General features: G+C 41.5%; 24 protein-coding genes. 7 read left to right on the forward strand and 17 right to left on the reverse strand.

Going from position 1 to position 23,436, the window contains the following annotated elements:
• Positions 1 to 515 precede the first annotated feature (515 nt).
• Positions 516 to 818, reverse strand: coding sequence for a hypothetical protein (locus F4W09_RS13130; RefSeq protein ID WP_151505051.1), 303 nt, complete (start codon positions 816 to 818; stop codon positions 516 to 518).
• 188 nt (positions 819 to 1,006) lie between these two features.
• Between F4W09_RS13130 and imm45 the strand changes: the two genes are divergently transcribed.
• Entirely contained in the window at positions 1,007 to 1,324 is a 318-nt protein-coding gene (imm45, locus tag F4W09_RS13135) for an Imm45 family immunity protein (protein ID WP_151505052.1), read from the forward strand.
• 250 nt (positions 1,325 to 1,574) lie between these two features.
• On the opposite strand, the gene pyrE is transcribed toward imm45, so the two are convergent.
• Positions 1,575 to 2,225: an orotate phosphoribosyltransferase gene (pyrE, locus tag F4W09_RS13140; protein ID WP_016168849.1), complete on the reverse strand. Its 651-nt coding sequence runs from the start codon at positions 2,223 to 2,225 to the stop codon at positions 1,575 to 1,577.
• A gap of 40 nt (positions 2,226 to 2,265) precedes the next feature.
• On the opposite strand from pyrE, the gene F4W09_RS13145 reads away from it, so the two are divergent.
• Positions 2,266 to 3,084: an exodeoxyribonuclease III gene (locus F4W09_RS13145; RefSeq protein ID WP_104441333.1), complete on the forward strand. Its 819-nt coding sequence runs from the start codon at positions 2,266 to 2,268 to the stop codon at positions 3,082 to 3,084.
• A 474-nt stretch (positions 3,085 to 3,558) separates the two neighbouring features.
• Entirely contained in the window at positions 3,559 to 3,909 is a 351-nt protein-coding gene (locus tag F4W09_RS13150) for an arsenate reductase (protein ID WP_151505053.1), read from the forward strand.
• Positions 3,910 to 3,977: 68 nt separating this feature from the next.
• Here the strand turns inward: F4W09_RS13150 and F4W09_RS13155 are convergent, their stop codons facing one another.
• The gene (locus F4W09_RS13155; RefSeq protein WP_016168852.1) at positions 3,978 to 4,415 is read right to left on the reverse strand and encodes a DUF2147 domain-containing protein; all 438 of its coding nucleotides are present in this window, start codon (positions 4,413 to 4,415) and stop codon (positions 3,978 to 3,980) included.
• Between the two features lie 157 nt (positions 4,416 to 4,572).
• Between F4W09_RS13155 and F4W09_RS13160 the strand changes: the two genes are divergently transcribed.
• A complete protein-coding gene (locus F4W09_RS13160) occupies positions 4,573 to 5,484 on the forward strand; it encodes an alpha/beta hydrolase (protein ID WP_151505054.1) in 912 nt (303 codons plus the stop codon).
• Positions 5,485 to 5,539: 55 nt separating this feature from the next.
• Here F4W09_RS13160 and F4W09_RS13165 read toward each other — a convergent pair whose 3' ends face one another.
• Positions 5,540 to 6,106: an FMN-dependent NADH-azoreductase gene (locus F4W09_RS13165; protein ID WP_151505055.1), complete on the reverse strand. Its 567-nt coding sequence runs from the start codon at positions 6,104 to 6,106 to the stop codon at positions 5,540 to 5,542.
• 237 nt (positions 6,107 to 6,343) lie between these two features.
• Here F4W09_RS13165 and F4W09_RS13170 point away from each other — a divergent pair, with 237 nt between their 5' ends.
• Positions 6,344 to 7,543: a GGDEF domain-containing protein gene (locus F4W09_RS13170; RefSeq protein WP_171492436.1), complete on the forward strand. Its 1,200-nt coding sequence runs from the start codon at positions 6,344 to 6,346 to the stop codon at positions 7,541 to 7,543.
• 15 nt (positions 7,544 to 7,558) lie between these two features.
• Here the strand turns inward: F4W09_RS13170 and F4W09_RS13175 are convergent, their stop codons facing one another.
• The 5 genes from F4W09_RS13175 to F4W09_RS13195 all read right to left on the reverse strand — a co-directional run bounded on the left by F4W09_RS13175 (position 7,559) and on the right by F4W09_RS13195 (position 11,928).
• A complete protein-coding gene (locus F4W09_RS13175; protein ID WP_151505056.1) occupies positions 7,559 to 8,239 on the reverse strand; it encodes a glutathione S-transferase family protein in 681 nt (226 codons plus the stop codon).
• 2 nt (positions 8,240 to 8,241) lie between these two features.
• Entirely contained in the window at positions 8,242 to 10,062 is a 1,821-nt protein-coding gene (gene dsbD / locus F4W09_RS13180; protein WP_151505057.1) for a protein-disulfide reductase DsbD, read from the reverse strand.
• Between the two features lie 17 nt (positions 10,063 to 10,079).
• Positions 10,080 to 10,850, reverse strand: coding sequence for a transporter (locus F4W09_RS13185; RefSeq protein WP_151505058.1), 771 nt, complete (start codon positions 10,848 to 10,850; stop codon positions 10,080 to 10,082).
• Positions 10,851 to 10,865: 15 nt separating this feature from the next.
• Positions 10,866 to 11,408, reverse strand: coding sequence for an ankyrin repeat domain-containing protein (locus F4W09_RS13190; RefSeq protein WP_104441330.1), 543 nt, complete (start codon positions 11,406 to 11,408; stop codon positions 10,866 to 10,868).
• A 142-nt stretch (positions 11,409 to 11,550) separates the two neighbouring features.
• Positions 11,551 to 11,928 (reverse strand): HPF/RaiA family ribosome-associated protein, encoded by a 378-nt coding sequence (locus F4W09_RS13195; RefSeq protein ID WP_016168860.1) that lies wholly within the window; start codon positions 11,926 to 11,928, stop codon positions 11,551 to 11,553.
• A gap of 895 nt (positions 11,929 to 12,823) precedes the next feature.
• Between F4W09_RS13195 and F4W09_RS13200 the strand changes: the two genes are divergently transcribed.
• Positions 12,824 to 13,546: an outer membrane protein OmpK gene (locus F4W09_RS13200; protein ID WP_104442309.1), complete on the forward strand. Its 723-nt coding sequence runs from the start codon at positions 12,824 to 12,826 to the stop codon at positions 13,544 to 13,546.
• A 72-nt stretch (positions 13,547 to 13,618) separates the two neighbouring features.
• Here the strand turns inward: F4W09_RS13200 and F4W09_RS13205 are convergent, their stop codons facing one another.
• Positions 13,619 to 14,119: a DUF1877 family protein gene (locus F4W09_RS13205; RefSeq protein WP_151505059.1), complete on the reverse strand. Its 501-nt coding sequence runs from the start codon at positions 14,117 to 14,119 to the stop codon at positions 13,619 to 13,621.
• A 220-nt stretch (positions 14,120 to 14,339) separates the two neighbouring features.
• Here F4W09_RS13205 and F4W09_RS13210 point away from each other — a divergent pair, with 220 nt between their 5' ends.
• Positions 14,340 to 15,089, forward strand: a complete 750-nt coding sequence (locus F4W09_RS13210) for a hypothetical protein (protein WP_418655095.1) — start codon at positions 14,340 to 14,342, stop codon at positions 15,087 to 15,089.
• A gap of 27 nt (positions 15,090 to 15,116) precedes the next feature.
• Here F4W09_RS13210 and urtE read toward each other — a convergent pair whose 3' ends face one another.
• From urtE to parE, 7 genes are all read right to left on the reverse strand, one after another.
• Entirely contained in the window at positions 15,117 to 15,815 is a 699-nt protein-coding gene (gene urtE / locus F4W09_RS13215; RefSeq protein WP_151505060.1) for an urea ABC transporter ATP-binding subunit UrtE, read from the reverse strand.
• 10 nt (positions 15,816 to 15,825) lie between these two features.
• Positions 15,826 to 16,644, reverse strand: a complete 819-nt coding sequence (urtD, locus tag F4W09_RS13220) for an urea ABC transporter ATP-binding protein UrtD (protein WP_151505061.1) — start codon at positions 16,642 to 16,644, stop codon at positions 15,826 to 15,828.
• Positions 16,641 to 17,744 carry an urea ABC transporter permease subunit UrtC gene (gene urtC, locus F4W09_RS13225; RefSeq protein WP_151505062.1) on the reverse strand — a complete coding sequence of 368 codons (1,104 nt, stop codon included), beginning with the start codon at positions 17,742 to 17,744 and terminating at the stop codon, positions 16,641 to 16,643. Before urtC ends, urtD begins: the two co-directional genes overlap by 4 nt.
• A gap of 5 nt (positions 17,745 to 17,749) precedes the next feature.
• Positions 17,750 to 19,375, reverse strand: coding sequence for an urea ABC transporter permease subunit UrtB (urtB, locus tag F4W09_RS13230; protein WP_151505063.1), 1,626 nt, complete (start codon positions 19,373 to 19,375; stop codon positions 17,750 to 17,752).
• A gap of 89 nt (positions 19,376 to 19,464) precedes the next feature.
• The gene (gene urtA / locus F4W09_RS13235; RefSeq protein WP_151505064.1) at positions 19,465 to 20,748 is read right to left on the reverse strand and encodes an urea ABC transporter substrate-binding protein; all 1,284 of its coding nucleotides are present in this window, start codon (positions 20,746 to 20,748) and stop codon (positions 19,465 to 19,467) included.
• A 242-nt stretch (positions 20,749 to 20,990) separates the two neighbouring features.
• Complete coding sequence (locus F4W09_RS13240; RefSeq protein ID WP_151505065.1) at positions 20,991 to 21,548, reverse strand: DUF6714 family protein; 558 nt, start codon at positions 21,546 to 21,548, stop codon at positions 20,991 to 20,993.
• Positions 21,548 to 23,428, reverse strand: coding sequence for a DNA topoisomerase IV subunit B (gene parE, locus F4W09_RS13245; protein WP_151505066.1), 1,881 nt, complete (start codon positions 23,426 to 23,428; stop codon positions 21,548 to 21,550). Before parE ends, F4W09_RS13240 begins: the two co-directional genes overlap by 1 nt.
• Positions 23,429 to 23,436: the final 8 nt, after the last annotated feature.

A 23,436-nucleotide genomic window follows, 5' to 3' on the forward strand; every position in this document is an offset into this window, starting at 1 on the left:
ATTAATAGATATTACTTTTTGTCAAATTTTATTTTTAACCAATGTAAAAAAGCCCGACATCCTGTCGGGCTTTTTCGTATCGGTGGTTTAGGTATAACTCCTGTCGTACCTCACGTCCTGGTGTCGCACTTATCATTATTGTTTTATGTGTTGGAACATCCTGTTCTCTATGTCCCCATCATATGAAAAATCCAAACAGTGGCCTAGACGCAATGCTCCCTAATTTATGTCAGCTTGAGCTTACAACATTGCTCAAAACTTACCCCAAGGTTTATCCGCAGAAATTGCGGATAGTTTCGGGACTGGATGTATTGAGTTATCAGGGAAAAGTCATAATTTGAATGTTTTTTGATCGATTCTATTGGCTGAAAGTGACAAATTCGTTCAATAAAAAGCCGACTTATTTCAAAGTCGGCTTTTTGTGCATTTTTTGGCTAGAGCTAAAATTTTAAGTATTTGATATTTATATTAATATACAAATGCACTTCGTATAACGACCATTATGTTAAATGGATTTAATTTTGCTTAGCCTTATATTTATTAAATGCTTCAAGCATTCCCTCTTTCTTTTCTTTGGAGGCATCTGGATATGAGTAGAATCTTTCATAATCTTTTCTAAATTGGCTGCTTTCAATTCTTTTAGCTAAGCCATCAATAAAACCTTTTCCTTGAGTCTGATACTGCTGAATAGTTTGTTCATCTAGGCAGATAGTTTTCTCCCAAGAAATTGCACTCATATTTATAAGAACATTGAGATATATATTTTCGCTATCCTCATATAGTTCCCAAAAATAAGGTTCTATTTCTATAAGTCGCATTCTACTAGTATTCCTAAACTTTTAATTATTTCTAAAATTAACATAATACACCTTATATGAAATCAAAAAGATAAGTATAACTTATTGTTTTTACTGTATTTTTTAAAATTTAGTATAACGACCATTATGTTAAACAGCCAAGAAATACTATACTTTAATGTCTATTAAAAATAGTTGTAAGTCATAGAATGAAATGGTCTAAATTAATTGATTTCAATGAACAATATTTACAACGTGGATATCTTTTAAAATTCAAGGCTCATTATCCATTTGAAGAAGAAGTAATCATGATGGTATGTGAAGGCGGATGTTGTCAAAAAGGATTAATTACTATAAGTGGATATAAAGCAGGTATTAATATGTATGTTTTATTCCCTGAAGAGGCGAACCCTGATGGTGGTATATCAACTAAATGGCTTATAACTAATTGGACTAAATGGGTTTGGCCAGAAGGTGATGTAAACTCTGTATTAGTACGCTCTCAATTAACTTACGATGAAATATAGTTTAGTTACGCTAAAATTAACATAATGGTCGTTATACGAAGTTCTTTAAATTTTCATATAATAATCAACATCTTAGTCAAAGCCATTCTAGGGTTCAGCGCACTAGAACGGCTTTTTCATGATTCTTCACGTTCCACGATTATGATGTAACCAATTTTTTACAAATTTAATGAGATCTACTCAACAGTTTAATCCGCTGATAAATGAAAAAAGGAAGCCATCGCTTCCTTTTTTTCAAGTCCATATAGACTTAGATTCCGTATTTCACACGGTAGGCTTCCATTTTCGCCAAGGCTTCGCTTTCACCTTTGGCATCTAAATAATTCATTAAATCTTTCATGGTAATTAAGGCATGTACAGGAATTTCCAATTCTTTTTGTACTTCCTGAATGGCAGATAATTCACCCTGACCTTTTTCCTGACGGTCTAATGCCACCAATACACCTGCAATTTGTGCACCTGCATTTTTTAGAATGGTGACCACTTCACGAATCGCTGTTCCTGCGGTAATTACATCATCAATGATCCAGACCTTTTTGCCTGCAACCGATGCACCGACCAACACGCCACCTTCACCGTGGTCTTTCGCTTCTTTACGGTTAAAGCCCCATGGCACACTCACACCATGATTTTGCGACAATGCTACAGCCGTTGCTGCGACAAAAGGAATCCCTTTATATGCAGGGCCAAACACCACTTCGACATTGTCACACTGAGTTAATTTATCTGCATAACCAGAAGCCAACAGTGATAGAGCCTCACCATCATTCAATAAACCAGCATTAAAAAAATAAGGACTCACTCGGCCTGATTTTAAAGTAAACTCACCAAATTTAAGCACACCACGTGATAAAGCGAGTTCGATAAATGCTTGTGGGTTAAATTGAGCTGGCGTTGACATGAGGTGCTCCGAAATTCATACATTGAGGTTATGACTGCGCATGATACCAAAGAGTAGCTACCCAAGTGATCAAAAAATTTTACGAGTGGTTTCAATTAACGTAAATGGCTTACGTTCATCCGTAGCCAAAGGCTTATTGGAATGGTTAGAACAGTCCGATGCCGATGTGGTGTGCATGCAAGAAAGTCGCATCACTCATGCACAATGGACAGATAAATTTAAACCTGAAGGTTGGTACACACATTTATTTCCTGCGGAGCGTGCAGGTTATGCAGGCACGGCTATTTATAGCCGTTTACCCTTTGTGTCTGTAACAGATGGTTTAGGTTTTGAACTGGCCGACTCTCAAGGACGCTTTATCAGTGCAGAATTTGATTTAGGTTTAGATCAACCTGTTCATATTTGCTCTTTGTATTTACCTTCAGGCTCGTCAGGTGACGAAGCACAAGCACGCAAAGATCATTTTTTAGAAAATTATCAACAGATTCTTAAACAATGGCGCGCTGAAAATAAATCCATCATTGTGTGTGGTGACTACAATATTGTGCATAAGCGCATTGATATTAAAAACTGGTCGGGCAATCAAAAATCTTCAGGCTGCTTACCACATGAACGTGCCTGGCTCGATCATATTTATGATGAACTCGGTTATGTCGATACCTTCCGCGAAGTACGCAAAGAAGCTGAGCTTTATTCTTGGTGGTCGAATCGTGGGCAAGCCCGTGCCAAGAACGTCGGTTGGCGTATTGATTACCAAGCCTGTTCACCTGACTGGAAGTCACGTACAGTCAATGCTTGGGTGTATAAAGATGAATGGTTTAGCGACCATGCCCCAGTGATTATTGACTATCAAATTTAAGTAGTTTGCATATTTGAGTGAACAAACGTTCACTCAACATTATCTTTTTGCTCACAGCACATGACGTATTTGTGGTCTTTTTATCCTCGGTCAGAAACGGCATCATAGCGGCACGGCACAGGGACATGTCAGGATGACAGCAAAGGGATAGGAAGCCGTAGGATGGAATAAAACACACTCAGTTTGAGTTTGTTTTCAAGGATGTGACAATGGACGTTGTAATGAGACCCGCATAATCAGGATGATTAAATGCGGGTTTTCTCTTTTTTATTGCTTATTTTTATTTAAGCGCTGATGTTTTGATTGTTTTAACATTCTTGTTTTTCATGAACATAGCATGCCAAGTTTAGATTGCAATTCGATGACAATTCCCATGACATCAGCATCTTTCGCCTAATTTTCCTGCAATGCTAGAGAAAGCAGATTTTTTTGTTTACCCTATGCTCAATCATTATCTTCAGGAATGTATTCTGTATGCTAAAAATTTATGGCATTAAAAACTGTAGCTCCATGAAAAAAGCCTTCGATTTGCTGACTGAACTGGGCTTGACCTATGAATTTCATGATTATAAAAAACAAGGGATTGATGCCGACACCTTAAAAACTTGGCTAGACCAAGTTGGACAAGAGCTGATTCTCAATAAAAAAGGCACCACTTGGCGTAAACTGACTGAAGCAGAACAACAACACGCCTTGGCTTCACAAGACCAATTAATCGAAACTCTGATGGCACAGCCGAGTTTAATCAAGCGCCCTGTTTTACAAACTGCTCAAGGTTATCTCGTCGGTTTTGATGAAGCGGCTTATCGAGCAATTCCTGCTTAAAAGGCACTTTTTAGATGTAAAAAAGCCTGATAGACAATCAGGCTTTTGATCACATCTTTTTTACCACTTTAGTTCATACGAACCCAAGTTTGGTTACGTCCTAATACAGCTACACCCAAATAACCACGGAGCTCAAGCTTTTTCCCACCCGAAGTCAGTTCACCTTTTAAGCTATAGGTTTTGCCATTTTTCGGGTCTAAAATCGTACCCTCATCATATTTTGTGCCGCCGACGTTTTTCAGACCACGAACGATCGTTAGGCCTTTTAATGATTTGTTGTGATATGGACCTTCACATTTACTGCAAGCATTTTCTTCACCTGGTGTCAAAATGCTTTGAATGCTGGCAGTCAAAACACCATTTTTTTGCTCAGTAAATTTCACAACCGCACGTGGTTGCTTGGTTTTATCATCAATAGTTTTCCAAACTGTGCCATTTAATGGATCAGCCGCATTCGCAAGTACGGTTAATCCGAGCAATCCTAATGCAAGTGCAATTTTTTTCATTTTTGTTGATTTCCCTAGTCTGTCTGTAGACGTCTTTAAGTATTGTAAAGCCACAGCAAATTTGCAATTCTTGAATGTGACTGTTTAGTGTACCCTTGTAATTATTGTGGGTAAATATACTACTATTAGGCATAATTTATAACAAAATGGAAGAACCGTGAAGATATCAGCACCGTGGAAACAATTCATTACAGAAAGTCTTTTAAAAACGACCATCCGTACGCCGAGCCAATACAATCTCCCCCCAAATGTGCTGCGACATGGCTTAGAACAACTCTGTAAGATTTTCCCGACTCAGGCAGATGTCCAAGTTCGTCCTTTACGTTTAGGGCAATTGAATGCCGAAGAACTTAAACCACAAAAGGAATCGACCCAGCTCATCTTCCATATTCACGGTGGTGCTTTTTTTCTGGGTTCACTAAATACGCATCGTGCATTTTTGAGCCAGATCGCAGCACGGACACAAATGCAGGTGTTACATGTCGATTATCCACTCTCACCTGAACACCCTTTCCCAGAAGCAATTGATGTATTGTTTGACACGTATTTAAATTTGCTCGATCAAGGTATTCTAGCCAAAGATATTATTTTATCGGGTGATTCTTGCGGCGCCAATCTGGCAGTTGCTTTGGCAATTAAAATTCGTCAAGCACAACTCGAACAGGTCAGTGGTTTAATTTTGCTTTCCCCATTTTTAGATTTGACCCTGACCAGTGAATCACTGCGCTTTAACCAAAAGCATGATGCCTTACTTTCTATTGAAGCCCTCGAAGCAGGCATTGATTACTATTTACCTGCGGACATTGATCGTGGAGACCCACGTGTCTCGCCTTTATTCGATGATTTGACAGGTTTACCTCCGACACTGATTCAGGTCGGTTCTAAAGAGATTTTAATGGATGATGGGCAACGCTTTCAGCAACAAGCCGAGGCTGCAGGCGTTCAAGTTGAATTTAAAATTTATACGGGGATGTGGCATAACTTCCAAATGTTCAGCGCTTGGTTTGAAGAAGCCCAACAAGCTTTAGCAGATTTAGCCGCATTCGCGCACCGCCTAGATAAAGACTAAAGTGCCAAAAAAAAGGTCAGCATCTGCTGACCTTTCCTGTTCTAAACCTGTAAGCTTAGATAAGTTTGACCTGTGCCAAAGCTGCTTCAATCGCTTTATTTTTAAGTTCTTCACCCATGTTGACACCTTCAGCACGTACAACATCTACCTGCTCGACACCAGTAAAGTTAAACACAGTTTTCAAAAAGCCTTCTTGGAAATCTGCAGGACTATTGTCACCATAGACACCGCCACGACTGCTGGCAATATAAACCTGTTTATTACCCGCCAAACCTACAGGACCATTTTCAGTATATTTAAAAGTTTTGCCTGCAACGCTAATACGATCAATCCATGCTTTTAAGGTTGAAGCCAAACCAAAGTTGTACATGGCTGCACCTACAACGACCACATCTGCTGCTAAGTACTGCTGGATGATCTGTTCGCCTAAGACGGCTTGCTCAGCATTTTGACCCATTAAGATTTCCGCAGTTAAATGCGGAATCGGCTGTGCAGCCAAATCCAAATACTCAACCTGTACATTGTCGTGCTTCGCTTGTAATTGCTCAACAATCGCTTGGCTTAACTGGCGCGAAACTGATGCTGTACCTAAAATGCTTGAGTCGATATGTAAAACTTTCATGATGCCACCGTAATTTTTGCTCTCTTGGAATAGAAGCAAGTTTAGGCCATCTATAAAAATAGAATAATTACTTCTGTTAATACACTATGTTCCATTTTTAGAACAAATTTAAATCTCCCTGAAAAAGAGAAATGTAAAGCAATCAAAAGTTTGATTAAAATTTATGCTATGGTTAGCAAAAATAATTCTCGCTTTAAAACAACAAAGGAATTGTTGATGTCGAGGGAATAAAAATCAATGACAACCAACTCACCTCCCCCATCTCCAACCTCGCTTCAACATAGACTCAAGAAAATTGTGATTGAATATGGGGTGATCATGAACTGGAATACATTAAATAAATGTATTCTGATGTTAATTTTAGGCTGTGTGACTCATCTGATTTGGATGCTCTGGAAAATTTTTATTTGGTTGAACCCCAGCCTGTGGAGCATGACCAATTTAGGACTTATTAAACAACAAATTGTACTGAATCTGATTTTTATCGTCGTGCTTAGTAGCCTGATTTATCCTTGCATTTATTGGCAACACAAAGCTTGGGTCAAACGCTTTGTGCCTTATATTACGGTGTGGTGTTTTATTACCTCTTTATGCCGAGATGCATATCTAATTGGCGTACTCAGCCCTGCAACCTTAAGTTCTTTTGTCAGTTTACTCACAGTAGGTTTAATTTTATTTCCCCGTTCAGTTGTTTACAGCGCCTTAATTCCTTCAACTTTATATTTATTTGTTTGTGGTTATTTGAGTTTACATGGCATGTTGCCTTACGCCCCCATTTTCAATTTACCCAATGATACCTACGCCAATGCATTTTGGGTTGGAAGTATGCTGTATTTCATTACTCCTGTGGTCATGATTTGTCTGATCTTATTTGAAATTCTACTCAGTCAATGGCGCAATCGTGAACAGCTCATTCAACAACTCAGCAGAATTGATCCACTAACCAATACCTATAATCGGCGTAGTCTGAATCAATATTTAGAGCACATCCAGCGTAAGAAAAATCAAAGCTATGCATTGGTCTTGCTTGATCTGGATCATTTTAAGTCTATAAATGACTGTCATGGGCACCATAAAGGCGATGAAGCCTTGATTCTAGTCGGGCAATTGCTCAAGCAGCATTTACGTGAAACCGATATTGTGGGACGTTTTGGAGGAGAAGAGTTTTTATTGCTGCTATATCACACCACGCTTGAACAGGCTCAACACACGGCGGAACGCTGTCGCGCTGCAATTGAACATTTAGAATTGAAGGATGATAATGGCAACCGTATTGCGCTGACTGCCAGTTTTGGAATTTCAACCGCACAATCCCCTTTAACGCCCTTTCAGTTACTGACCCAAGCGGATAAAGCCTTATACTCAGCCAAAGCATCTGGACGTAATCAGGTGCATATTTTCCAAGCACAAACTGAAAATGTGGTGTCTGTCCGTTAGTTTTTTTGTTCTCAGTTACTCAGCTTCGGTTTGATAAGCTTCCAAATAATTGACCCAACGCCCTTCAACCATCGCTGCTTCAACCCAAGCCTGTACTGCAGGATGTTGTAACATACTTTGCATATAACGCTGACTCGATGTAGACACAGGCAAAGCATAAGTTTTAAATCGCATCACGACAGGCGCATAAAATGCATCGGCAATACTGAATGCTCCACATAGGAAACCATCTGGATCTGGACGCTCTGCCCAAATTTGCTCAATGCGTGCTACATCCTGTCTTAACTCGCTATCTTCAGCCCAAAGCCGTTGACCCACTTCTGCCAATTGCGCCCGAATATTCATGCCACATAAGGTTCTTAATTGGCTAAAGCCACTGTGCATTTCCGCACTGATACTTCTGGCTCTGGCACGTTGTGCTTTATCCTTGGGCCAAAGCGCATACTCAGGATATTGTTCTGCCAAATATTCACAAATGGCCAAAGAATCCCAGACTTTGACCTCTTGATCATACAAAATCGGCACTTTAGCATTGTCCGAAATAGACAATAATTTTTGCTTAAATGCTCCAATGGAGCGTTCGCGATCAAAATAAATCATGTGCTCTTGAAAAGGAATTTCAAAGGCTTTGAGCACCAACCATGGGCGCATCGACCAGCTAGAATAATTTTTATTGGCAATATAAAGCTCTAACATGATTAAGGTCCTAGATCTTGTCCGAATTGTTTTAATTGTTGCAACAGCTCAGCTTCGCTAAATGCTCCTGTTAAACGGAGTCCGCGCACTTCCTGTTGTTGAGGGGTTAAAAATAAATAGGTCGGTGGACCTAAAATATCCCATTGATTTAATAATTGTTGATGACTGGCATCGTAATGACTTAAATCCAGCTTAATCAGCGTGTATGGACTGAGTGCTTGCTGGACTTGGGCTGATTTTAAAATGCGATGCTCAATCGGCTGACATGCCACGCACCAGTCTGCATAGACATCAATCACAATGGCACGATCTTTCGGAGCTTGTGTCAAAATTTGCTGAAAATCTGCGGCGGTTTTCGCCACATGCCACTGCATCTGTTGTTGCCCCTGCTCTACGAAGAAACGCTGGCTTTGTTGATATTGGCTATAAAACACATAAGGCACCACCAACAGCAAAATCACAAGATATAATGGACGTAAAGGCGATTGTTGCCATAGGGCACGATACAGCGCATAACCGATAAAGCTAAGACCCAATAACAGACTTAAACCCTGCATCCAGCTTTCTGAAAGCAAGGGGCGAATGAAATAAAGCGCTAAGGCCAACATCAGAAAGGCAAATAACACCTTAATCTGGTTCATCCATAAACCTGCTTTTGGCAAGGCTTTAGCCCCAAGAATACTGGCCAGCAATAAAGGTAGGCCCATACCAAAACCCAGCGTAAACAACAGTAAAGCACCTTGCCACTGATTCTGGGTTTGAGAAATAAATAACAAAGCGCCTGCCAGTGGTGCTGTCATACAAGGACCGACCAGCAAAGCGGAAATCATCCCCATAACTGCCGCGCCAATCAGGCTACCGCCTTTTTGCATCGACTGCCAATGATCTAAACGATGTACCACTGCATGTGGCAAACGTAATTCGAATAGTCCGAATAAATTGAGTGCAAACACCACGAACAGCAAACTAAACGCAATTAAAGTTGAGGGCTGTTGTAACCAACGCTGAAAGTTCAAACCTGCGGATGAGGCAACCAAGCCCAACATGGCATAGACCATCGCCATACTGCACACAAAGACCAAAGCAATCATCCATGCTTTGACTCCGCGCCGATCACGTACAATCAAGGAGCTGAGAATTGGGATCATAGGTAAAGAACATGGTGTAAATGCCAACAAAATGCCTAAACCCAAGAACAGCAATAAACCATAAATCGGTGAGCGCTGTGCCAATTGTGTAGACCAGCGTTGGTCCTGAGCCGTTTGTGATGCAGATGTTGCCTTGGTTTGGTCTAAAGCATCTGTATTTTCTACGGTAGCACTGTTGTTATTCGAATTTAAATCTAACAATCGCTTAGGTGCTGTAAATTGATTCTGCAAAGCCACTAAACCATCTGCATCGGTTTTAAATTCAATGGTTTGTGGTGGATAACAAATACGGTCTTTGGCACAACCTTGCCAAGTCACTTGATACGTTTGTGAAGCCTGCGTTGGCACATTAAATTGTACCTGCTGATAATAAACTTGAGTTTGACCATAGTTATCATCATGCAAGTCCTCTGCCTTTGGCAGTTTTAAGGGCAAAACATGTTGCCCTTGCCGTACCTCAAATTTATGCTGATACAAATAATAATGTTCGGGGATATCCCAATGTAACTGCACTTCTTGTGCAGTTACAGATTCGACTTGAACAGGAAAAGCCTCTTCGGCAGATAATAAGGCTTGCTGTGCATGTAGGAAGGTTGAACAGAAAGCCAACAAAACAGCACACAGCCAGAGCACACTGCGCCCATAAGATTTTGAAAGCAGCAGAGACTTTTCCATAAACAAGACTGACACCCTTAGAATAAGTACGAAACGCCTAAACCTGATTGATAACTCTTATCTGCGCCACTGAGCACGACCCCCACACTGGCATCGAACTGAGTACGGTCATTGAATGCATAAATGACCCCCGAGCCCAATGAATATTCATAATCTTGGCTCTCTGCTTTGCGATATACAAATTCAGAAAAACCAGACCATTTGTCAGAAAGTTTATAGCCAATGGTAGGGATTGCTGTCACAGCCCAATCGCCATTTTGAACTTCATAGCGCATGGTAATCGACGTGTCGACTAAATCGCTTTGCTTATAAGAAACGGCCGTCGCCAAGGCATAAATATCATCTTCTGCGGTAAAGCCATCATTCCCTGTAGCCAACACTGCTTCTAAAAGTACAGCCATGGTCAAGTTGTCATCGTTCAAATCAATTGCACTTTTTAAACCGATGCTCACATCACCTAAACCATCTTCATCAACCGTTTTACCCGCTTGTTTGACTTGGCTCCATGATGGTCCTTGCCAACCCAGTTGTAATTCTAAGTTATGTGCAATCCCCGTACGGAGTAACATGTCGGCATTTAGCGTCGTCGTTTTTTGCTGTACACCATTGACTGTACTTTCTTCATAATTCGCACTTGGTAAACCTTGTTCCCAAGCCAATTGCCCAATTGGGGTAATCCCTGTCCCAATACCCGAACCTGGTCGATCAAAAGAGAAATCTGCCGCAAAAGTTGGACAAGCTGCACCCAGAGTTAGTACCAATACGCTACATTGTTGTAATTTTTTCATGATTCGCCTCAGTGATTAAGCTAATTCTTTCGACATTTTTGCACCCTGACTACGCAACAATTCTAGGGTTTGACGTTCTTCTGGTAAAGCTTCACTCCAATTGATTTCATCAAAATCGCAATCAAAAAATAAATCACTAATTGAAGATAAAATAGTCAGCCCTTGCTCATCACGCGTATTTGGGTCAACTTTAATTGCCAATAAGCGCTGCACAGCAGGTACACACGCTGAACTCGCCGCATCCCAAAGTGGGCCATACAACTCTTCACTGTCCCATAAATAAAAATTGGCTTTGGCTTGGATTAAGGCTTCCAAAATATCTAAATGAACGGCTAATTCTTGCTGTTTTTGTTCTTCGCTGAGTCCTTGACCTGCTTCGTAAGCTTCGCTGACATGTTCCCACCATTGAAATAAACCATCCGACCACACTGAAACAGCAGGTCCTTTTTCAGCATCAATAAAGTTTGGATCTAAACCATCAGCCAAAAGACGTTGTACTTGTGGCAGGTCTAATTCTTCTATCGCCTGCACAAAGACTTGTTGTTGTGCTGTTAACATGGAACATACTCTTTCATCAGTTTCAGAATATTATGCCGAATTCTCGGTCATTTGTTTTATGTAAATGTATATCTAAAGTTTTTAATTCATATAAAAAAAGCCCCGCAGGGCTTTTTTCTATTTTAGGCTCAATCAGTTGAGCTTAATCTTCATCATCAATCACATCTTTGTCTGCATCAGCATCCGCAAATTCTAATTGCCCACCTCGGGGATTTTCTCTTTTTTCAAACAGATGCTCAAGGCTACGTTTCAAACGATCAATAGCGCCATGCAAAGCGGTATCAACATTATGTCCTTTATGATTCACAACCACAGGTTTTAATCCTGCTGGGCGTGCTTCAATCATACATTTAATATCATCATCGCCGCCTTTATCCCCATTCTCATCACTTAAATGTACGGAGAAATGGGTAATACGTTCACTATGACGTTGGAATTCTTCATTCAGTTCTGCACGCACATAACTAATTAAACGATCATTATTTTGAATGTTTTTATCTGTACGGATTTCAATGTTCATAATCTAATCCTCTTTATCTATCTGAATCTTTTTGTGCAAAACTTTTTTATCTTGGCACGCTTGTAACTTGCTGTTTACACAGCATTCGAACATCTTTAATCAATTTTGGAACTCATCTCCTCATTGAAATGATGAACACTTTTGAGTCTGCAGAATCGTGTCCTTGTCCTTTGAATATCGGGCTTAACTCAAAAATATGCAAGTGCTATTTTAAAAAAAATAGCAAAAGGATAACCAATTATGACAACTCCTTACTTGCATGGTTAAGAACTCATCAACTCCATACGCACTGCGCCCTATTGCCACAATTTAATTGGCTATTACGGTCAAATTATTCACCCTACATCGTCGCATTAAACCTGTGTCGCAGTGCAATTTGTAGCGAATGGTAAAAGCTTTGGAGAAAACGAGCTTAAGTATAAGTTAAGAACTTATTATCAACAGATTGTGTGACACGGTATTTGCCGAGATGACTGTGCATTCATAAGTTTTATTGCATAATCAATAAAGAAACTTTGATGTTGATGAACACCCCCATTCTCTTAAACCGCTAAAAAAACAATCTTAATCCTATATATTTTTATAGTGATTCAAAACTCCCCATAATTGACCATTCGGTTAATTATTTATCACAGAATCGGTGCAAATATTTGTTGCATATCATTTTTATATTGATGAATAAACATCCGTAAAATTTAAAGCATATTTTTACTGTATAAAAAAACCAATAAAACATACACCGATTGGGAAAATGATCAATGTTTTCAATAACATTGACTATCTTTTTACAAGCTATTTTTCAATGGCTAATTTTTTAAATTATTGGTCAAATTTGGCTTTATTTTTGCTAAAGAATCTGTATCCTTTATACGCTTTCTCGGGGGAGATATTTTTAATGAAACTGACTCAAATTGCGGCGACATGTGCATTGGCTACTGCAGCAACTTTTACTCAAGCTGCGCCAATCTGGCAAGATTTTAGTATCACAGGTTTATATGGTGAAGATTACCAACTGATTGCACGTGAAGACGAGCAAAGTACGGTAACTTTTGAATACGCAGCAAAATTGCAATACGGTGATTTTTTCGCTTTTGCTGACCGCACCAATAACGATGTGAGTGGCAACGAAACTTATTTCGAAGTTTCACCGCGTTTGAGCCTCGGTGCAGTCTCTGGTCAAAAACTTGAGCTTGGACCAATTAAAGATGTATTGGTTGCAACCACGTGGGAAGGTGGCGAAGGCTTCAATAACTACTTATATGGTATTGGTGTAGATTTAGCGATTCCATATTTCCAATATGCGCAAGTTAACCTTTACAAAGCCGACAATGATTTGCAAAAAGATGACTACCAAATGACTTTGGTTTACGGTGTGCCATTTAAAGTGGGTTCAGAAGACTTCTTGGTTGATGGCTTCTTAGACTGGTCAACTGCTGAAAAAGGTGATCACGCGAGCGAAATGAACTGGACCACACAATGGAAATGGAATGTAGGTAAACACATTTCTCCAAACACACGTTTATACCTTGGTACTGAATGGTCAGTATGGAATAACAAATACGGTATTTCGGGTAAAGACGAAAATAACGTCAGTGCTTTAATTAAATACCATTTCTAAGAATTTAATTGACGTTAAAAAAGCAAGATATCGGTCTTGCTTTTTTTATGGCTAAATGAAAAGTTCCATCGTTTAAATTAAGCGTTTTGGACGTAAATTCTCTGCAATGAGACTAATAACAGCGTGATTTTGTTGCATGGCATTGCGATAAAAGCTTTTTAATTGGGTCAACAATAAGGTCAATTCAGCTTGATCCAACTCAGCCGTGTTATCCCCGAATAACTGAGCGACATCAGACGTAGGACGGTGTTGCCGACAATATTTTTGCAAATCTTCTGTGCTGATTTGTTCGAGTGCCTGTGTTAATTCCATGACATGGACCGCAGGATTATAACGTGCGACGGGTTTTAGTTTTGGATGTTCTGAAATGGGATATTCAGCATAAATTAAATCATGCAAACTCAAACTTGCTGAACTGTATTGACTTAACACCTGATCTAACACAGGCCATAGTTTCCCCAAATCGATTTGTTGCTGTAAGTTTGGTGCATGTTCTATATCCTTCATGCTGTAGGCATCAAGCATCAAGTTTTCTAAATCATTCGGGGCTATGCTAAAAAGAAACGCGTCCATGATGAGCTCCTTCTTATACTTATTGAAATTAGCTTAGCTCGATTTGTACTGCAAAACACTCGCTAAAATGTGTCAATTCAACAGTAGTTTGTAACTTAAAAATCAAAGGCTTTGATTTGATTGTGTCGAGGCTGACCATGCCTCTACAAACATTGGGAGATTTCAATTGATGCGATTTACCGTAGAATAAACCGGACTCTCTTCTTCTATTTGAATAACAATGAATATTCTCAAAATTTTAACACTTGGCTGTACCATGAGCCTCCTGCTTTCATTTTCAAACACTCAAGCCGCTGAATTGGACTACACACAACAATTACAGCAAGGCTGTGGCAAACTAAAACAATATGCGCGTCTAGGTAAGCAATATTACGATCAAAAACAATATGCCAAAGCCCTAACCCAATTTGAAGATCAGGCAGCTTGGTCTCACTTTTGCCAGATCAATGCCGAAGAGAGTGGTGTTAATGTCACAGATCGAGATATCGAAATCGCCAACAATAATGTCGGGCTGACGTATGCCAAACTGGGCAAGCCCCTTTGGGCACGGGCATGGTTTCTACGTAACCCCGATTCTAAAATGAGCCAGTTTAATTTGTCCCAATTGCCCAAAATGCAACAATCAACATCATTGGCAGGAACTTATGTGGCAAAAAATGGCTTTGGACAATGGGACACCATCACCGTAAAGAAACTAAAAAATGCTTATCAAATTGAATTTGAAGGCTATTACTTCGGTTTACGCGGTCTAATTTATGGACCAAACCTCGGCAATTTTGATGTAGAAATGCCTTTAAATCAGAAACATGCTGTATACCATTATGAAGATTGTCAGATTGATTTAACCTTTGCCTCACACCCGCAGCAGGGCCAGCAAATTGTGGTGGAAGAACAACAAAATACATCGAGCTGTGGCTTTGGGTATAATGTTTCGGCCAATGGCACGTATTTGAAAGTAGAAACCAAGTAAGAAAAGCCTCATCAGAGGCTTTCCTGTTTAAATCGCCACTAAATCTTTAATGCCTTTGTCAGGCATTTCTACACCTCGTCCCTGTGCAATCACTTGACCACGTGCCATCACGGTATAGCCATCTGCCAGTTCTTCAGCAAAGTCATAAAACTGTTCCACCAAGATGATGGCCATCTCTCCGCCATCCGCCAGCTTACGAATCACACGGCCAATATCTTTAATAATGGAGGGTTGAATACCCTCTGTCGGTTCATCCAAAATTAACACTTTGGGTTCAGAAGCCAGTGCACGGGCAATTGCCAACTGCTGCTGCTGTCCACCTGATAAATCCCCTCCACGGCGATGCTTCATTTCGTTCAGTATAGGAAAAATTTCATACAGATATTCAGGTACTTTTTTGGTTTTGGCACCAGAGAACTTCGCCATGCCAATTAAAATATTTTCTTCTACGGTTAAAGTTGAAAAAATATCCCGTCCTTGTGGGACATAAGCTAAACCCGCTCGTACTCGCTGTTCAGGACTCAGTTTCGAAATGTCTTTGCCATCCAATACAATCTGTCCCGACTTAATCGGCAAAATCCCCATCAGACATTTCAGTAAGGTGGTTTTACCGACACCATTGCGTCCTAACACCACCGAACATTCTCCTATCGGCGCTTGGAACGACACATCACGTAAAATGTGGCTGCCGCCATAATATTGGTTTACTGCGTTCACCTCTAACATGTGCTGCTCCTTAACGTCCCAAGTATTTTTCAATCACGTCTTCATTGGCTTGAACTTCTGCCAGCGTGCCCTCTGCCAGAATTGCACCCTGTGCCAGTACCGTGACTTTTTCACTGATGGTGTCGATAAAACTCATATCATGTTCAACCACCACCAAGGTGTGCTCTTTTTTTAGTTCCAGACACAGTTCCGCAGTTCGCTCTGTTTCCGCATCCGTCATACCTGCCACAGGTTCATCCAGTAGAATCAGTTTTGGGCGTTGCATCAGCAACATGCCAATTTCCAGCCATTGCTTTTGACCATGAGACAACAAACCCGCAGGTTTCTTAACCAATTCTTTTAAACGAATCTGTTCAAGGGTTTGATCCAGTGCAATCTGCACCTCTGCATCCAATTTGCTGAAAAAGCTTTTTTTCACCCGTTTATCATTGGGTGCAGCCAATAGTAAATTTTCCAGTACAGTAAAGTTTTCAAATACGGTGGGTTTCTGGAATTTACGCCCAATGCCTGACTCGGCAATTTGTTCGGTACTCATTTTGGCCAAATCATAGGTTTGTCCAAAAAAAGCTGAACCTTCCGTGGGGCGAGTTTTCCCTGTAATCACATCCATCAATGTGGTTTTACCTGCTCCATTCGGACCAATAATGCAGCGTAACTCACCTTGTTCGATATATAGCGACAAATCATTGAGGGCCCGAAAAGAATCAAACCAGACACTGACTTTTTCTAAATACAGGGCTATACCGTGGCTAAAATCGGCACCTTGTTCTTTTGGTCGCCCATAGCCCTCTGAAGCATGTCCACCATGCGGCTGAATGATTTCGCTCATGCATCATGCTCCTTTTTAAAACGGTCAAACAGACCAATCACCCCTTTGGGTAGGAATAAAGTCACCACAATAAATAAACCGCCCAAAATCAGTAGCCACGCTTCTGGATAAGCCACAGTGAAATAAGTTTTCACAGCATTAATTAAACCCGCTCCCAGAATTGGACCAATTAACGTGCCACGTCCACCCGCTGCCACCCAGACCGCCATTTCAATAGAATTCACAGGGTTCATTTCACTTGGATTAATAATGCCTGCTTGCGGGACATAAAGGGCCCCCGCGATACCTGCAATGACCGCAGACAAGACCCAAGCCGAAAGTTTGTACCAAAGGGTACGGTAGCCCAAATATTGCAGGCGGTTCTCGCTGTCACGAATCGCACCCAGCACCCGACCATAAGGTTGATTCATTAAGTAACGTAGGCCCAAATAGCACAGCAGCAACACCAATGCCGTTAAAAAGCACAGGGTTGAGCGCATGGATGCCGAGGTAATGTCCATGCCCAAAATAGTTTTAAAACCTGTGAAACCATTATTGCCACCGAAGCCTGTTTCATTGCGGAAAAACAGTAATGCTGCAGCAAAAGTCATAGCTTGGGTGATGATGGAGAAATACACGCCTTTAATTTTGGAACGAAAAGCGAAGAAGCCAAAAATGAACGCGATTAAACCTGGAACCAACACCACCAAAATCAAAGCCCACAGAAAATGTTCCATGCCGACCCAATACCACGGCAATTCAGTCCAGCTAAGAAAACGCATGAAATCGGGCAGTTCTGACCCCGCCGATTCACGCATCAAATACATACCAAACGCATAACCGCCAAGGGCAAAATATAGTCCATGCCCCAAGCTTAAAATGCCTGCATAGCCCCAAACCAAATCTAAAGCCAATGCCACGAGTGCAAGACACATGATTTTGCCAATCAAGGTGACCCAATAAGCGGAAAGATAGAATGCCGATTCAGCGGGTAATAGATGTAACCACGGCACAATTAGCATCACTGCGAAACACACTGCAATACTCAAAGTGCCATAGGACTTGATTGTGATGTTCGAGGTACGCTCTGACTTTTCCGCAAATAAAGTTGTAATTTTCATCTGGTTTACTCCACAAAACGCCCTTTCAGAGCAAACAAGCCTTGTGGACGTTTCTGAATAAACAGAATCACAAGCACCAATAGAAGAATTTTGGCCAGTACTGCACCTAAACCAATTTCTAGGACCGTACCACTGATCCCTAGCCCCAAGGCAGCCAGAACAGCACCCCACACTTGTCCAACACCGCCAACCACAACCACCAAGAAGGCATCAATAATATAATTTTGCCCCAAATCTGGACCGACATTGCCCACTTGCGCCAAGGCACAGCCCGCTAAACCAGCTAAACCAGAACCCAGACCAAAGGCCAACATATCAATGCGTGCCGAACGAATGCCCACCGCACGCGCCATCTGGCGGTTTTGCGTCACAGCACGAACAAATAAACCAAAGCGGGTTTTATTCAGGAGATAGACCAACAGCAAGAGCACTGCGACGGTAAAGACAATGATGGCAATGCGGTTATATGGCAGCATTAAACTTGGCGTTAAGGAAATACCACCTGAAAGCCATGCAATATTGGAAACTTCGACATTTTGTGCACCAAAAATCATCCGCACCAGTTGCATTAAAATCAAGCTGACCCCAAAGGTCGCCAGCAAAGTTTCCAGTTGTCTGCCATATAAGGGACGAATCACGGTGCGCTCAATCAACATACCAATCAAGGCACTGACGAAAAAGGCAGCGGGAATCGCGACCAGTAAATACCAATCCACATATTGACCTAAATGCGTTTTAAAGAGGCTTTGCACCACATAAGTGGTATAGGCACCAATCATAATCAACTCGCCATGCGCCATGTTGATCACGCCCAACAGACCATAAGTAATGGCTAGACCCAACGCCGCCAACAGCAAAATACTGGCGGTACTGAGTCCTGAAAAGACGTGCCCCGCCCACTCACTGGCTTGTAATCGAGTTTTAATACTGCTCTTTGCAGCCTGCAAAGCTGCTTCAAGTTCAGGATTTAAGTTTGCTTGACTGAGTTCTTGTTCAATCACGGCTAAGACATCGGGACGATCCGATGCAGATAAAGTCTGCACAGCCTGTAACTTGACCAAAGCATCAGGGCTGCTGAAATCCATACGCGCTTTCAACTGTTGCAAACGTGCTTTGACTTTATTGTTTTGTTCTTGCAGATAAAGTTGACGAATCCAGACTGGATCAAGTTCGTCTAAATTATTTTCTAAAATATCAATGGCATCTAAACGTTGCGTCGTTTCATCCGACTTCAATTTCATTTTGGCTTGCCCAAAACTGAGTGCTTTACGTAAGGTATTCACCAAAGTAACTTGAGACAAATCGGCAGGCCACGTACTCAGCTCTTGCATGGCAGGATATTGATACAACTTCTCATCATTTTTTAAGATATAAGTTTGACCTGCACTATCTCGATACAGTTCATTTTGATCAATATACGCCACCAACTGATCGAGGCTTTCAATACTGGCAGGCCATTGGTTTAACATGGCACGACGTTGAGCAAAATCAGCTTTAACAAAACGCTGAATCGGATCAGCCTGCTGAACTTGCAGTTGTGCATCCTGTACAGAAGTTTCGGCCCAAACAGGATGGAAGAATACTTGTAGGCATGCGCAAAATAGCGCCAGAAAATAGCTCTTAATCGACATGAAAAAACTCCCCCTCACAAGGCCAATGGTCGGTTATCGGGATAAATAAAACGAAAAGACCTGCTGCCAGCACAGCAGGTTGAGGGGTGTTATTTTGGAATGTACGGGCTCCAAGGCTCCGCTTTAATGGTACTGGCCATTTTATACACCACATCAAACTGGCCATCGCCACGAATCTCACCAATCATCACAGGCTTATGTAAATGATGATTGCTTTCATCCATTTTTAGGGTGTAGCCCGATGGTGCAGCAAAGGTTTGACCTGCCATGGCATCCCGAACTTTATCAACGTCGGTTGTACCTGCTTTTTCTACCGCCTGCTTCCACATATTGATGCCGACATAGGTTGCTTCCATTGGGTCATTGGTCACTAATTTATCTGCATTTGGCAACTTGTATTCCACCGCATACTGCTTCATCTTGTTCACGAATTCAGTATTTTTCGGATTTTTCACCGACATGAAGTAGTTCCATGCCGCCAAATGACCCACCAATGGTTTGGTGTCGATACCGCGTAGTTCTTCTTCACCCACCGAGAACGCCATGACTGGAATATCCGAGGCTTTAATGCCCTGATTACCCAATTCACGGTAGAACGGCACATTTGAGTCACCATTAATAGTGGAAATGACCGCGGTTTTCTTGCCCGCGGCAAATTTCTTGATATTGCCTACAATGGTTTGATAGTTGCTATGACCAAATGGCGTGTACTCTTCCATAATGTCTGCGTCGGCAATCCCTTTTGACTTTAAGAAGGCACGTAAAATTTTGTTAGTGGTACGTGGGTAAACATAATCGGTGCCTAACAATACAAAGCGCTCCGCTTTGCCCCCCTCCTCACTCATCAAGTATTCCACGGCTGGAATCGCTTGCTGATTCGGCGCTGCACCTGTATAGAAAATATTTTTCGACTGCTCTTGTCCCTCATACTGTACGGGGTAGAACAACAGACCATTTAGCTCTTCAACCACAGGCAAGACGGATTTACGCGATACCGATGTCCAACAGCCAAAAATCACCGCCACTTTATCCTGAGTCATTAACTGACGGGCTTTCTCTGCAAATAACGGCCAGTCTGAAGCAGGGTCAACCACCACAGGTTCTAATTTTTTACCCAATACCCCGCCATTGGCATTAATTTCGTTAATCGCCATCAATGCCGTATCTTTCAGCGAAGTTTCAGAAATGGCCATAGTGCCTGACAAAGAATGTAAAATTCCCACTTTAATGGTATCGCCACTGGCTACGGGTGCTTTGGTTTCAGATGCGGCTGGTTCACTTTTTTCTGCGGGTTTTGAACAACCTGTTAATGCCATACTCCCTGCTATCGCCGCCGCCAGAAGGGTTTGAGTCAATAATTTTTGTTGGAACATCTTCAGTTCTCCAAGCATTTTATGTTTTTTGGTTATGTCTGCCCTGAGTATTCAATTTCCATGCCAATTGAATAAGATATTGTTTTTATTATTTTATTTTTAAAAATTTGATTTATTTTATTGATCTTGTATACATCATTGCATACAAAAAATGCTTGTCGACCTAAAATGATGCAAATGTGTTCATCTTTCCCTCATAGGATTTATTGATAAAGAAATGCTTTTGATTTTTAAAAATAGCTTTACTCTTCTTGCCAATATTGCGCTAAAGCTTCCAAGATATCTGGATAGTGATAAACCTCATCTGGTTCATCCAGTAAGAACAAAAGATAAGATCTGACAGCAGAGCGCTGCTCAGCATTGAATAAGCTAAATTTTCTGTCCGTATGAGGATCTAGTTGCGTTAGCGTAAAAATTAAGTCAAATCGATACTCATCATTTAAACTTGCCAATAAAAAGGCAGGCAAATGAAATAACATACCCTGAGCATCAAAAAAAGATAGGCTACTGTTACAGCGATTCAAATCATCAATCGAAATATTTTTCCAATTTAATTTTTCATCTTTAGCACGATAAGCCAAGCACTGTGCTTGGCTGGCATAATCATCTATCCCTTGTGCCTGATATAAGCCAACACCCTCTTGTAAAGTGACTCCAGCAAAAGCACTACAAATCTTTTGTTTCACTTGCTCTAACTCTTGCCAGCGTGGCAAGAGTTCTTCAGCCTCTATAATTGTGATCAGATCATAGCCATTTTTACGCATTGCCTGAATATCATCAGGTGAAGGATACTTTCTCATCAGACTGCAATATCCGCCAGATTGCCTTTTTGCTCTAACCAATGTTTACGGTCACCTGAACGCTTCTTGGCCAACAATTTATCCAATAAGCTCGCAGTGAAATGGCTATCGTCTAAATCCAATTGCACTAGACGACGGGTATTCGGGTCCATCGTGGTTTCACGTAATTGGCTGGCATTCATTTCACCCAAGCCTTTAAAGCGGGTAATTTGCGGATTCTTGGTTTTGGCTTTTTTCAGAATCGACTCAAGCTCATCTTCATCAAGTGCATAATGCACGTCTTTACCATCATCAATACGGAACAGCGGTGGCATGGCTACATATAAATGCCCTTCTTCCACCAAAGTTGGAAAATGCTTCACAAACAGCGCACACAACAGCGTGGCAATATGTAAACCATCCGAATCGGCATCCGCCAAAATACAAATTTTGCCATAACGCAGTTCAGATAAATCATCACTGCCTGGATCGACCCCAATCGCGATCGCAATATCATGCACTTCTTGGGAAGCCAATACTTCATCAGAAGAGACTTCCCAAGTATTTAAAATCTTGCCGCGAATTGGCATGATGGCTTGGAAATTTTTATCACGTGCCTGTTTGGCTGAACCACCCGCAGAATCGCCTTCCACAATAAACAGTTCTGAATCTTCTCGGGTTTGCCCGACACAATCCGCCAATTTCCCCGGCAAAGCAGGCCCCGACACGATTTTCTTACGCTCTACTTTTTTCGCAGCTTTTAAACGACGACCCGCTTTGGAAATCGCCATTTCTGCCAGTTGCATGGCAATTTCAGAATGCTGGTTCAACCACAATGCAAAAGCATCTTTGGCAATATTTTGTACAATACCCGCAGCTTCACGACTGGAAAGTCGCTCTTTGGTTTGTCCTGAAAATTGTGGTTCTTGGAATTTCAGCGACAAAATATAGTTGACACCATCCCAAACATCTTCCGCAGACAGTTTCAAGTTACGTGGCAATAAGTTACGTAGCTCACAGAACTCACGTAAAGCATCCGTGACCCCTGAACGCAAGCCATTGACATGCGTTCCGCCTTGCGCAGTCGGAATCAGGTTGACGTAACTTTCTTGAATTTGCTCACCACCTTCTGCATTCCAGCAAATGGCAAATTCTGCACTGGCGCGTTCAGCATCTCCAGTAGCGACAAATGCAGGTGCAGGCACAATCTCACGGTCTTCCAGTTCGTCCATTAAGTAATCGACCAGACCATTTTCAAATTGCCATTCAATTTTCTCGTCGTTGATTTCATCAACGTAGATAATTTGTAGCCCTGCCGCTAAAACTGCCTTGGCCTTTAAATTATGTTTGAGTGCTTTTAGGGCAAATTTAGGGGAATCGAAATATTTCGCTTCTGGCCAAAAACGTACCAAAGTCCCTGTAGCACGTTTAGGCGCTTTACCCTCTAAAACGTTTAAAGGCGCAACAGGTTCACCCTGCTCAAATGCCATTTGGTAAAGGTTACCCTGACGCTGAACTTCCACTTCCACACGAGTTGATAAAGCGTTCACGACAGAAATGCCTACACCATGTAATCCTCCCGAAAACTGATAGTTATCGGTACTGAATTTTCCGCCTGCATGTAGCTTAGTTAAAATAATTTCAATCCCGCTTTGCCCATATTCAGGATGAATATCCACGGGCATTCCACGACCATTGTCCGCAACAGCCAAGGAGCCATCTTTATATACCGTCACCGTAATTTTATTGGCATGTCCCGCCAGTGCTTCGTCCACCGCATTATCAATGACTTCCTGAGCCAAATGGTTCGGACGAGACGTATCGGTATACATCCCCGGACGACGACGGACAGGGTCCAAACCAGATAAAACTTCAAGCGATTGAGCGGTATATTGAGACACGTTGTACG

It is taken from the genome of Acinetobacter tandoii, assembly GCF_008867985.1.
Lineage (GTDB): Bacteria > Pseudomonadota > Gammaproteobacteria > Pseudomonadales > Moraxellaceae > Acinetobacter > Acinetobacter tandoii.

Excerpts from the sequence above, each read along its gene's own strand:
- urtB (WP_151505063.1), bottom strand. The coding sequence starts at position 19,375 with ATGTCGATTAAGAGCTATTTTCTGGCGCTATTTTGCGCATGCCTACAA.
- F4W09_RS13190 (WP_104441330.1), bottom strand. The coding sequence starts at position 11,408 with ATGTTAACAGCACAACAACAAGTCTTTGTGCAGGCGATAGAAGAATTA.
- F4W09_RS13200 (WP_104442309.1), top strand. The coding sequence starts at position 12,824 with ATGAAACTGACTCAAATTGCGGCGACATGTGCATTGGCTACTGCAGCA.
- F4W09_RS13170 (WP_171492436.1), top strand. The coding sequence starts at position 6,344 with ATGACAACCAACTCACCTCCCCCATCTCCAACCTCGCTTCAACATAGA.
- imm45 (WP_151505052.1), top strand. The coding sequence starts at position 1,007 with ATGAAATGGTCTAAATTAATTGATTTCAATGAACAATATTTACAACGT.
- urtE (WP_151505060.1), bottom strand. The coding sequence starts at position 15,815 with ATGTTAGAGGTGAACGCAGTAAACCAATATTATGGCGGCAGCCACATT.
- pyrE (WP_016168849.1), bottom strand. The coding sequence starts at position 2,225 with ATGTCAACGCCAGCTCAATTTAACCCACAAGCATTTATCGAACTCGCT.
- F4W09_RS13130 (WP_151505051.1), bottom strand. The coding sequence starts at position 818 with ATGCGACTTATAGAAATAGAACCTTATTTTTGGGAACTATATGAGGAT.
- F4W09_RS13150 (WP_151505053.1), top strand. The coding sequence starts at position 3,559 with ATGCTAAAAATTTATGGCATTAAAAACTGTAGCTCCATGAAAAAAGCC.
- F4W09_RS13185 (WP_151505058.1), bottom strand. The coding sequence starts at position 10,850 with ATGAAAAAATTACAACAATGTAGCGTATTGGTACTAACTCTGGGTGCA.
- urtD (WP_151505061.1), bottom strand. The coding sequence starts at position 16,644 with ATGAGCGAAATCATTCAGCCGCATGGTGGACATGCTTCAGAGGGCTAT.
- dsbD (WP_151505057.1), bottom strand. The coding sequence starts at position 10,062 with ATGGAAAAGTCTCTGCTGCTTTCAAAATCTTATGGGCGCAGTGTGCTC.
- F4W09_RS13210 (WP_418655095.1), top strand. The coding sequence starts at position 14,340 with ATGAATATTCTCAAAATTTTAACACTTGGCTGTACCATGAGCCTCCTG.
- F4W09_RS13165 (WP_151505055.1), bottom strand. The coding sequence starts at position 6,106 with ATGAAAGTTTTACATATCGACTCAAGCATTTTAGGTACAGCATCAGTT.
- F4W09_RS13175 (WP_151505056.1), bottom strand. The coding sequence starts at position 8,239 with ATGTTAGAGCTTTATATTGCCAATAAAAATTATTCTAGCTGGTCGATG.
- F4W09_RS13145 (WP_104441333.1), top strand. The coding sequence starts at position 2,266 with ATGATACCAAAGAGTAGCTACCCAAGTGATCAAAAAATTTTACGAGTG.
- F4W09_RS13205 (WP_151505059.1), bottom strand. The coding sequence starts at position 14,119 with ATGGACGCGTTTCTTTTTAGCATAGCCCCGAATGATTTAGAAAACTTG.
- urtC (WP_151505062.1), bottom strand. The coding sequence starts at position 17,744 with ATGAAAATTACAACTTTATTTGCGGAAAAGTCAGAGCGTACCTCGAAC.
- F4W09_RS13195 (WP_016168860.1), bottom strand. The coding sequence starts at position 11,928 with ATGAACATTGAAATCCGTACAGATAAAAACATTCAAAATAATGATCGT.
- F4W09_RS13155 (WP_016168852.1), bottom strand. The coding sequence starts at position 4,415 with ATGAAAAAAATTGCACTTGCATTAGGATTGCTCGGATTAACCGTACTT.
- urtA (WP_151505064.1), bottom strand. The coding sequence starts at position 20,748 with ATGTTCCAACAAAAATTATTGACTCAAACCCTTCTGGCGGCGGCGATA.
- F4W09_RS13240 (WP_151505065.1), bottom strand. The coding sequence starts at position 21,548 with ATGAGAAAGTATCCTTCACCTGATGATATTCAGGCAATGCGTAAAAAT.